This window comes from Gluconacetobacter tumulicola (assembly GCF_014174215.1).
GTDB lineage: Bacteria > Pseudomonadota > Alphaproteobacteria > Acetobacterales > Acetobacteraceae > Gluconacetobacter > Gluconacetobacter tumulicola.
The window spans coordinates 103638-114271 of the sequence record NZ_JABEQL010000006.1; the positions used below are offsets into that span (position 1 = coordinate 103638).

Consider the following 10634-nt stretch of genomic DNA (forward strand, 5'->3'; position numbering starts at 1 on the left):
CGCATGTCGTGCCGGCGCAGGAGGGGGGTAGACCGAAGGAACAGTCCCCCAGGATTGCCGTCATCCATGAGTGGCTGGAGAAGTATGCCGGATCGGAACGGGTTCTGGAGCAGGTCCTGCTCTGCTATCCTTCGGCGGATGTCTTCGTGGTCGCGGATTTCATGCCGGAGAAGCAGAGGGGGTTTCTGAAGGGGCATATCGTCCGGACTTCCTTTATACAGAAACTTCCTTTTGCAAAACGTCATTTTCGCAAGTTCCTTGGCCTGATGCCGCTGGCTGTCGAGCAATTCGACCTGACCGGCTACGACCTCGTGATTTCCAGCCATCATGCGGTTGCGAAAGGGATCATTACCGGACCGGACCAGCTTCATGTCAGCTATGTCCATAGTCCGATGCGCTATGCGTGGGACCTTCAGGCGCGCTATCTGGAGGAACGAGGGCTGCGATGGGGGGCGATGGGTCTTTACACGCGGTGGCTTCTCCATCGGCTTCGGAACTGGGATGCGCGTTCGGCTTCCGGGGTGGATCTGTTTATTGCCAATTCGCGCTATATCGCCCGGCGCGTGCAGAAGGCCTGGCGCCGGGAGGCTCTGGTTCTCAATCCACCCGTCGCCGTAGAGAAATTTCGTCTTTCGTCCGAGAGGCAGGATTTCTATCTCGTCGTCTCGCGCTTCGTTCCTTACAAACGGATCGACCTGATCGCCGAGGCGTTCAGCAGGATGCCCGATCGCAGGCTCGTCATCATTGGGGAAGGTGAGGGCGATGCGGCGATCAGGGCGGCTGCTGCCAGTTGCGCGAATATCGAGATCCGCAAGCCCGTGCGGATCGACGAACTCGTTGCGCTGATGGGGAAGGCTCGTGCTTTCGTTTTTGCCGCAGCGGAGGATTTCGGCATCGTTATGGCCGAGGCGCAGGCCTGTGGCACGCCGGTCATCGCCTACGGCGTGGGGGGAGCCTGCGATATCGTGATCGGAGAAAATGAAACCGATCCCACCGGCGTGCTGTTTCCAGAACAGACGGCGGAGGCGATTGTCGCGGCCGTGCGGACGTTCGAGGAAAATCACCATCGTATCCGTGCCGAAACGTGTCGTGCAAACTCCATGCGTTTCTCGGAGGAGGCATTCCGTCGGCGTTTCATGGAAATCGTCGACGAAGCCATGGCCGCGCGCTCTTCTCAGCAGTCCGGCACGACCGACAGGATCGGGATCGTGCGGGATGCGGGGGATGCCATGGCGGATCGCTCGCGTGAATCGCAGCATAACGGTATGAAAGATGAAGTGTTATGAATGCTTTTTATGAATACCGTAAAACGATCATTCATCTGTCGAAGCATTGCGGCCGTGCCAATGGCAACGTGCATGTTGCCGTTGACCTGGCGTGCGAGCAGGCCCGAGCCGGGCATAGCGTCTATTTCTGCAGCGGAGGCGGCACATTCGTCGAACTTCTGGAGAGCGAGGGCGTCCGCCACGTGATGCTGCCGCAAGACCAGAAGAAGCCTTTCGCGATGTTGCGCAGTGCGGTGGCGTTGACGCGGCTGTGTCGCGCCATTCGGGCGGATATCATCCATGCCCATATGATGGGTGGTGCCCTGATCGGCGCCATTGCGTCTCGTCTCGCTTCCGTTCCGCTGGTGACGACAGTTCACAATTCCTTCGATCGGCACTCGATCCTGATGCGCATGGGGGGCAGAATTGTCGCCGTCAGCGAGGCCGAGCGGCAGGCGCTTGTCAAGCGCGGGTTTCCGCCGGAGCGGACGCGTGTGGTGTGGAATGCGCCGGTCGGGTCCGCCAGGCATGATATGGTATCCATGAAGGGAGATGCCGGGATCGTGCCGACATTGCGTCATCCCAACATCACGCTGATCTGCGGTCTTCATGCACGCAAGGGAGTTGCCGACGTTATTGAAGCTGCTTCGCACCTTCTGCCGTCGATGCCTGAATGGACCGTCTATATCGCCGGGGAGGGCCCCGATCGGGCGGACCTGGAAGCGCGGGTCGCGGCGTGCGGCCTGTCGGAACGGGTCATCTTCCTGGGCTATGTGGATACTCCCCAACTGCTCTATAGTCAGGCGGATATATTTGTCCTTGCGTCCTATGCCGATCCCGGTAGCCTGACGATTGGCGAGGCCCGTGCCGCCGGTTGCGCCATTGTCGCGACATCGGTCGGTGGAACGACCGAGATGCTGGAGTTCGGAGCGGCCGGGCGCCTGGTTCCTCCGGGGCAGCCTGGCATTCTTGCGCAGGCACTTGGCGAGATCATGCGCGATCCCGACCAGCGGGAGGCGATGAGACAAGCCGCGCGGCGGGGCGCCGAGATCTTCGATGCCAAGCGGTTGGTCCCGGATTATATGAATATCTACGAAGAAATCATTGTCAGGCGTCGGGCCGGGCAGGGATCATCCCGTGGATCGTCTCGTGGCGTCCTTGTTTCGGAACATGACGCAGCCGTCAGCCCCCGTTCTGCGAGCGGACAGCAGGGGGATGCATGTCTGAGATAGCGAAGCCGGCCAATATCGGTGCGCGCGCGGCGACCGGCGCGGCGCTGATGGTTGGCGCCCGACTGGTGACGCGGTTCATTGATCTCGCAAGCATGCTGGTTCTGACGCGCATCCTGCTGCCGGCCGATTTCGGGCTGGTGGCGATCGCCGCAAGCTTGTGCGCCTTGATGGAATCAGTCCTGGAGCTGCCGATCAATCAGGCCTTGCTGCGTCTGCCGGTCATCGAGCGTGTGCATTACGATACGGCCTTCACCATCGGTCTGATCCGCGGTGCCGTCCTGATGGCCATCCTTATGGCCAGTGCGGTGCCTGCCGCGCATTTCTACAATGATGCGCGCCTGCTCCCGCTTATATGTGTTCTTGGGCTGAGTCCCTTCATGCGTGGTCTCGTGAGCCCGCGCATGGCCGCGTTCCAGAAGCAGCTCAGTTTCTGGCGCGACTTTGCCATCGAACTCTCCGGCAAGAGCATCAGCTTCGTCCTCGGGACGGTGATCGCGCTCCTTACGCACAGCTATTGGGCCATTGCGCTCAATACAGTGATGTATTCCGGCGCCATTATGATGCAGTCATACTGTTTTGCGCCGTACCGCCCACGGCTGAGCTTGCGCGAGAGACATGTCTTTATAGACTTCGCCGGGTGGATAACGATGGCGCAGATCGTCAGCGCGCTCAACTGGCAGTTTGAACGCCTGCTGTTGGGCAAGGTGGTGAGCCGGGCCTCTCTCGGCCTGTTCGCGACCGCGGGCGACATCACGAACATTCCCTTCTTCGCGCTGTTCGGGCCGATGGCGCGCCCCCTGTTGGCGGCATTCTCTCATCTGGGGGATGATAAGGAGCGACTGGCGGCCAGCTACCAGAAGGCGTCCGCGGCCATGGCGACGATCGGGTTGCCGCTGCTGATTGGGGAGAGCCTGGTTGCGGACAGTACGGTCCGTGTCGTCGTTGGCCCGGCCTGGTCGGGGGCGGCTCCGATGGTCCGCTGGCTGGCCCTGAGCCTGACGCCCGCCGTGTTCACCCTCGCCACCCTGCCGCTGCTGATGGCGTTCGGTCGGACAAAGACCGTCCTGATGCGCAATCTTCTGGAATTTTTCGTCAAATCTCCTCTGGTGATCATCGGCGTCCTGTGGGCGGGATTCTCGGGCGTTATCGCCGCGCGTTTCGTGTCGGAACTCGCCGCGGATATCTTCGGTCTTTTCCTGGTGCGTGGCCTGATCGGCCTTGGCGTCTGGCGGCAGATTCTGGAGTGGAAATTCAGCGTCGGGGCGTCCCTGTTCATGGTGCTCGCGGTCGAGATGCTGAAATGGCTGCTGCCGCCTGTCGATACGTTTGGACATGCCGCTGCTGACCTGGCCGCCTGCGGCATCGGTGGCGCGGTTGCATACACAGGTTCCCTTTTCATGTTCTGGTTCATGTCCGGTCGGCCTGATGGTATCGAGCGACTGGTCTTCGATCGTGGCTATCGGGTCTTGTCCGCGATAAGAGGAAAAATTATCGGCATCTTTCGTAAGCCCGTAACGTTTCCCGCCAACCGAATCGTCGTCGATTCCGTCTCGCAGGACTCCTTTCAGTGAAGGTCTACCGGACGTCGGACAGAAATCGCGTTCATGGACGTCGAAGGAACGAGAGCGCCCCATAACCGGGTTCGTTGAGCGATGCTTGCTTTATCCGGAGTGTTGTCACAGCGTATTTCACTGGGTTGGCCGGCTATAGCGCATGTTATGTTATCGTTTCAGGGAATGCCTTGGGTGATCTCCTTCAGGAGTCTGAGTCTATGGGAACTGAAGAATCCGTGAAAATCGCAAAGAAGGCCGAGCGTGTGACAAAGAGCTGTGTCTGCTACACCACAGATATGTCCTATCTGTTCCCGAGTTTCGTCAGCGCGCTGCAGGCACGCCGGTTCACGCGGCGTGATCTGGCGGATATTGTCATTATTGCCTTTGGAATCGACACTGTTGCCGAAGCAATATTCGCCGAGGCTTGCGCACGCGCTGATATCGTGTTCATGAGCCGAAGCGAGGCCGATATTCGGGGTGCCCCGGCCATGCTGGCGCGTCTGTTTCTGTCGGAGCTTCTTCCGCAGCAATATGATTATTTTCTCTATGTGGATGGTGATACCCAGATTCGCGGTCCGCTGGACGATCTGTTGCTGAAGCCCGTTCCGTATGGAATGTTCTACGGCGCTCCCGATCCGATGACATTTGCGCGGGACGATACGGACCGGCAGAGCCGCACTATTGCGGCGCATCTTGCATCGCTCGGTCTGTCATCGGCCGATGCATGCCGGTATTTCAATTCCGGCGTGATCTATGCCGAGCGTTGGGGGTGGGCGCGCATCGGAGCGGAGGCATGGAGGATTTTCTCCAGCCAGCCGGTGGCGTCCCGTTTTCCCGATCAGGATGTTCTGAACCTCGTCGGCCTGCCGTATTGCCTTTCCATGTCGCTGTCGTGGAATTTTCCGGTCTTTATGAACAATGTCCGTGTATCTTCCATGATCAGCCCGCGGATCGTTCATTACATGGCACGCCCCAAGCCGTGGGAGGGCACGTTTCCGCCCTGGAATGCCGAAACCTCGGCGGTATATGGCGAGGTCGCGCGGGATTTTCCGCAAACGGCGCGATATTGGCGCAGGCTGAAACGCGCCACGTGGCTGCGCCATCACCTCCATCAGCGTTACAAGCGCGTGCATGCGCTGGTCACATGGGGACTCGGCGCGAAAAGGCAGCGTATCCTGGCTTATGAAAGCGGCTTGAAGCGGGATGAGGCTGTTCAGGGGCCGCCCGGTCGGGATGTGGGGGCGGTCCAGTCTGTGCTGAGGCCTTCCGTCGGGGCTTCTTTTTGAAGCCAGCGAGGAGACCGCCGGATGATGGCGGAGGCTGGCTGCCATGCAAGGACGGGGCGTATGGTCGGGTGAATCCCTGACGACTGGGTTGCCATAATAAAGGCGAAACAAAGCTATTGAACGGTATGTCGTCGTCTTTGGCTGACACTCGGCATGGCATGTGTTACCTGCTATGTTACACGGTTTCGTCGTGGTCCGGCCAGCATGGCCAGTTTGCCGGGAGATACTGCGGCGGCAGGTGCCGGAACCATGCGGCGAGCGGGGCCGGGGGCGACATGATTTTGCAGGCAAGTAGAGCAGAGGGACCATGCCATGTCTGACACCACTCTTCCGATGATTGGCGCCAAGGCTGCCAGCACGACCAGGATCGTGCCGGTCATTCTGTCCGGTGGAACAGGCAGCCGGCTGTGGCCGCTGTCGCGGGCCAGCTACCCGAAGCAGCTCTGGTCGCTGGTCGGCTCCAGGACGATGCTGCAGGAAACGGCCCGACGCGGGGTGGGCGCGATGTTCGACGCGCCGATCGTGATCTGCAACAACGACCACCGCTTCCTGATCGCCGAGCAACTGCGCGAGGCCGGGATCGAGAATGCGCGAATCGTGCTGGAGCCCGCAGGCCGCAACTCCGCGCCCGCCATCGCCGCGGCCGCCCTGCTGGCTGCTGAAAGCGACCCGGATGCCGTGCTGTGGATCATGGCCGCCGACGCCGTCATCACCCGGCCGGAAACGCTTGAACAGCTTCTGCCCGCCGCCGCCGCCGCAGCGCAGCGCGGCCATATCGTTGTCTTTGGCATGCAGCCGACGCGGCCGGAAACCGGGTATGGCTATATCGAGGCCGGCAAGCCGCTGTCGCGACTGCCTGAGGCCAGCATGGTTGCCGGCTTCATCGAGAAACCGGATGCGGCAACCGCCGCCGAACTGGTGGCGTCGGGCAAATATATGTGGAATTCGGGCATGTTTGTCTTTACCGCCCGCACGCTGCTCAAGGAAATGGAAACCCATGCCCCGGTGGTGCTGGCGCCGGTCCGGCAGGCTGTGGAGCGCCGCACCAGTGATCTGATCTTCCAGCGTCTCGATCCTGCCTCTTTCCTTTCGACGCCGGATATTTCCTTCGATTATGCCGTCATGGAGCATACCGACCAGGCCGCGGTCATTGCCGGCGATTTCGGGTGGACCGACATCGGTAGCTGGGACGCGCTGTGGGATATCGGCGAGAAAGATGCCGACGGCAATGTGACGCAGGGTCAGGTCTGCCTGGAATCGGTCCATGGCAGCTATGTTCGTTCGGACGAGATCCTGACCGCCGTTGTGGGCGTGGACGACGTCGTCGTGGTCGCGACCCGGGATGCCGTTCTGGTCACGCAGCGGAGCCGGGCGCAGGATGTCAAGAAGATCGTCGCCCGTCTGCAGGCCCAGGGCCGGAAGGAAGCTGAAGCCCATAATCGCTGCTATCGCCCGTGGGGATTCTACGAGAGCCTGATCCAGGACACGCGCTTCCAGGTGAAGCGCATTGTTGTGATGCCCGGCGAGAAACTGTCGCTGCAGAAGCATTACCATCGCGCCGAACATTGGGTCGTCGTCAGTGGTGTGGCATTGGTGACGCGCAATGCCGAGCAGATCACTGTCCATGAGAACGAGAGCATCTACCTGCCGCAGGAATGCACCCACCGGATGGAAAATCCGGGCAGGATTCCGCTGGTGCTGATCGAGATCCAGACCGGGTCCTATCTGGGCGAGGATGATATCGTCCGCTTCGAGGATACTTACAACCGGACCTGAGGATCATCAGGCGATTGTAAAGGGCTCATCGGGGGCCAGAATCACGCGCGGATTGCAGGCCGCGAGACAGTTTGAGGCTGGGGACATGACGAATCGATCCCGTTTTCTGGTTACCGGTGGGGCGGGTTATGTGGGCAGCCATGTCGTCGCTGCCTTGCGGGACGCGGGGCATGATGTGCTGGTCTTCGACAATCTGCGTACCGGCCATCGGGAGTCGGTCCCCGATGACGTGACGTTTGTCGAAGGGGATCTGGCGGACCGCGCCATGGTCGATACGATCCTGGCCAGCGGCCCGTGGGATGGGGTGTTGCATTTCGCGGCGCTGTCGTTGGTTGGCGAGAGCATGCAGCACCCTCTACGCTACATGGAAGCCAATGCGGGATTGGGCTTTACGCTGATCGATGCCTGTATCCGCCATGGCGTGAAACGCTTCGTTTTCTCCTCGACCGCCGCCCTGTTCGGCCAGACCGATGATGCGCTGATTACCGAGGAGACGCCGATCATTCCCGGCTCTCCCTACGGCGAAAGCAAGCACATGGTCGAGCGGGCGTTGCTCTGGGCCGACCGGATTCATGGATTGCGCAGTGCGTGCCTGCGCTATTTCAATGCCGCCGGGGCCGATCCGGATGGGCGGATCGGTGAGGATCATCGCCCCGAAACACATCTGATCCCGCTGGTGATCGACGCGGCGCTGGGGCGCAGGGACGCGCTGCACCTGTTCGGCGATGATTATCCGACGCCGGATGGAACCTGCATCCGCGACTATATCCATGTCACGGATCTGGCTCACGCCCATCTGGCGGCGCTGGATGCCATCCAGGACCGGAGTGTGGTCTATAATGTCGGCACCGGGTGCGGCCATTCGAACATGGAGGTGATCCGCAGCGTCGAGCGCGTGACCGGACGCGTCGTCCCCTGGCATCTGGCCCCCCGTCGCCCGGGTGACCCGGCGCGGCTGGTTGCCGGGGCCGAGCGACTGCGCCGGGAAACCGGCTGGGCGCCGCGTTTCGTGGCGCTCGACGAGATCGTCGAGACGGCCTATCGCTGGCGTTTGAGCCACCCCAATGGTTATGGCGGCGTGTAATCGGTGCGGCGCGGACAGGGCGCAAGGGGGGCGGCATGAAACTGAGCGCACGTAACCAGATCAAGGGCACGGTCACGGCTGTGACCAAGGGCCAGACCACCGGGCATGTGACGATCGATGTCGGCGGAGGCGTCGTGATCACCTCGGCCATCACGAACGAAGCGATCGACGAGCTTGCCCTGGCCGTGGGTGACGAAGCCTATGCCGTCATCAAGGCATCGGACGTGATGGTGGGCAAATGGGGCGCGGCGCGTCGGCCGGTTCTACCCCCACATGCCGCGCAGCCGTGCGGCCATGTCGATGCGGACATGTTTTGCCGCGTCCTGGCGCTTTTCGTCCTCTGGCGTGACGAGCGGCCAGGCGCGCGTTTCGAAGAGCGGCAGCATTTCACGGTCGATGAAGCGGGTTCGCGCGGCATAGACATGGCGGTCGCCCATGCCGTGCTGTCCGCGAACATGGAAACGCTGCGGCACGATCAGGTCGAGGGAATCCTTTGCCCGCGTCATGGCGACGTAGAGCAGGCGGCGTTCCTCGTCGATTTCCTCGGTCTCGCCGGTGCCGAGGTCGGAGGGGATGCAGCCATCGACGGTGTTGAGCACGAAGACGCTCTTCCATTCCTGCCCCTTGGCGGAATGGATGGTGGAGAGGATCAGATAATCCTCATCGAGCAGCGGCACGCCGGCCTGATCCGAGGTCGCATCCGGCGGGTCCAGCGTCAGGTCGGTCAGGAACCGCTCGCGGGAGGGGTAGCCGCCCGCGATCTGTTCCAGTTGCAGCAGGTCGGCCAGGCGGGTGGTCGCGTCCTCGTGCAGCCGTTCGAGATGCGGCTCGTACCAATGGCGGATCAGGCCGATTTCGGACGGCCAGCCGGCGGATCGGTTGCCCAGGCCGTGCATCGTTTCCACAAACCCGGCCCAGCCTTCGCCCGCACGGGCCGGCGCCCTGGCCTGCATCAGGGCGGCGATCGGGTCTGCCGCGTCCTGCATGGCGTCGAGTACCCGCCGGGCCGAGGTCGGGCCGACGGCCGGCAGAAGCTGCATCACCCGGAACCCGGCCATCCGGTCGCGCGGGTTTTCCGCGAAACGGAGCATGGCCAGCACGTCCTTGACATGCGCGCTGTCGAGGAATTTCAGGCCGCCGAACTTGACGAACGGGATGTTGCGCCGGGTCAGTTCGACTTCCAGTGACCCGCTATGGTGCGAGGTCCGGAACAGTACCGCCTGCTGCTTCAGCGCCGTACCCTGTTCCCGCTCTTCCAGCACGCGTTCGACGATATAGCGGGCCTGGTCGGCATCGTCCTTCACGCAGACCAGGCGGGGCAGGGCGTCGGATTCCCGGTCGGTCCAGAGGTTCTTGGCAAAGCGTTCGGACGCCTGTTCGATCACCGCGTTGGCGGCGGCGAGGATCGGCTGGGTGGAGCGGTAGTTCCGGTCGAGGGTCAGGACAGTCGCCGGAATGGGAAAAGCGGACGGGAAATCGAGGATGTTGCGCACCGTCGCGGCCCGGAAGGCATAGATGCTCTGGGCGTCGTCGCCGACGACGGTCATGCCTGTGCCATCGGGCTTCATGCCCAGCAGGATCGTGGCCTGCAAGCGGTTGGTGTCCTGATATTCGTCGACCAGCACATGGTCCCAGGTGCCGCCGATTTCGGCCGCCAGCACCGGATCGCCCATCATCTGTGCCCAGACCAGCAGCAGATCGTCATAATCCAGCACGTTCTGGGCCTGCTTGGCCGCCACGTAGGCGCCGAACAGGGTTTTAAGCTGTTCCTGCCAGCCTGCGCACCATGGGTAATGTTTCAGCAGCACGTCGCCCAGCGGTTGTTCGGCATTTATCACGCGGGAATAGATCGCCAGGCAGGTATTTTTGGTCGGGAAGCGGCTTTCGGTCTTGGAAAAACCCAGTTCGTGCCGGGTCAGGTTCATCAGGTCGGCGGAATCCTCGCGGTCATGGATCGAGAAGGCCGGGTCCATCCCGAGCTGTTCGGCATGGTCGCGGATGATCCGCGCGCCGATGCCGTGGAACGTGCCGGCCCAGGTCAGTGCGTCGGCCATTGCGCCGGCCCTGTCGCCCAGCACCTGGCCGCAGATACGCTCCACCCGCCGCGCCATCTCGGCACTGGCGCGGCGGGAGAAGGTCATCAGCAGGATGCGACGGGGATCGGCGCCGTTGACGACCAGATGCGCGACGCGGTGGGCCAGCGTATTGGTCTTGCCCGAGCCGGCCCCGGCGATGACCAGCAGGGGGGCGGCCGGAGGTGCCGCGCCCTGCGCGACTCCATGCGTTACGGCGGCCCGTTGCGCGTCATTCAGCCTGTCGAGATATCCGTCGCCCACGATTGCTCCCATAACCCACCGGACATGAGGGTGTTCCCTGTTGGGTGTCTATAGTTTCCGCCATCGGGCGACGCGGATCAAATGCGGATCAAATGTCGGGGG

The 10634-nt window shown here is 62.1% G+C and carries 7 protein-coding genes and 1 pseudogene; 7 read left to right on the top strand and 1 reads right to left on the bottom strand.

The genetic code is table 11. The annotated features are described in order from the left end of the window. The first annotated feature begins 8 nt into the window (after window positions 1–8). From HLH29_RS06455 to HLH29_RS06485, 7 genes and pseudogenes are all read left to right on the top strand, one after another. Window positions 9–1286, top strand: a complete 1278-nt coding sequence (locus tag HLH29_RS06455; protein ID WP_338030187.1) for a glycosyltransferase — start codon at window positions 9–11, stop codon at window positions 1284–1286. Next, the gene (locus HLH29_RS06460; RefSeq protein WP_182965128.1) at window positions 1283–2497 is read left to right on the top strand and encodes a glycosyltransferase family 4 protein; all 1215 of its coding nucleotides are present in this window, start codon (window positions 1283–1285) and stop codon (window positions 2495–2497) included. The genes HLH29_RS06455 and HLH29_RS06460 overlap by 4 nt, the downstream gene beginning before the upstream one ends. Beyond that, the gene (locus tag HLH29_RS06465; protein WP_182965129.1) at window positions 2485–4068 is read left to right on the top strand and encodes a lipopolysaccharide biosynthesis protein; all 1584 of its coding nucleotides are present in this window, start codon (window positions 2485–2487) and stop codon (window positions 4066–4068) included. Before HLH29_RS06460 ends, HLH29_RS06465 begins: the two co-directional genes overlap by 13 nt. A gap of 200 nt (window positions 4069–4268) precedes the next feature. Further along, window positions 4269–5336 carry a glycosyltransferase family 8 protein gene (locus tag HLH29_RS06470; RefSeq protein WP_220791399.1) on the top strand — a complete coding sequence of 356 codons (1068 nt, stop codon included), beginning with the start codon at window positions 4269–4271 and terminating at the stop codon, window positions 5334–5336. A gap of 312 nt (window positions 5337–5648) precedes the next feature. Then, on the top strand, window positions 5649–7112 hold the full coding sequence (locus HLH29_RS06475; protein ID WP_182965130.1) for a mannose-1-phosphate guanylyltransferase/mannose-6-phosphate isomerase: 1464 nt from the start codon (window positions 5649–5651) through the stop codon (window positions 7110–7112). Window positions 7113–7197: 85 nt separating this feature from the next. Next, entirely contained in the window at window positions 7198–8196 is a 999-nt protein-coding gene (gene galE / locus HLH29_RS06480; protein ID WP_182965131.1) for a UDP-glucose 4-epimerase GalE, read from the top strand. A gap of 35 nt (window positions 8197–8231) precedes the next feature. After that, window positions 8232–8432, top strand: a pseudogene (locus HLH29_RS06485) (TOBE domain-containing protein); the annotation flags it as partial. 27 nt (window positions 8433–8459) lie between these two features. On the opposite strand, the gene HLH29_RS06490 reads toward HLH29_RS06485, so the two are convergent. Next, window positions 8460–10532, bottom strand: a complete 2073-nt coding sequence (locus HLH29_RS06490) for an ATP-dependent helicase (RefSeq protein WP_338030188.1) — start codon at window positions 10530–10532, stop codon at window positions 8460–8462. Window positions 10533–10634 lie beyond the last annotated feature (102 nt).

Coding starts and splice junctions, on each gene's coding strand:
- HLH29_RS06475 (WP_182965130.1), top strand. CDS start 5,649: ATGTCTGACACCACTCTTCCGATGATTGGCGCCAAGGCTGCCAGCACG.
- HLH29_RS06465 (WP_182965129.1), top strand. CDS start 2,485: ATGTCTGAGATAGCGAAGCCGGCCAATATCGGTGCGCGCGCGGCGACC.
- HLH29_RS06470 (WP_220791399.1), top strand. CDS start 4,269: ATGGGAACTGAAGAATCCGTGAAAATCGCAAAGAAGGCCGAGCGTGTG.
- galE (WP_182965131.1), top strand. CDS start 7,198: ATGACGAATCGATCCCGTTTTCTGGTTACCGGTGGGGCGGGTTATGTG.
- HLH29_RS06460 (WP_182965128.1), top strand. CDS start 1,283: ATGAATGCTTTTTATGAATACCGTAAAACGATCATTCATCTGTCGAAG.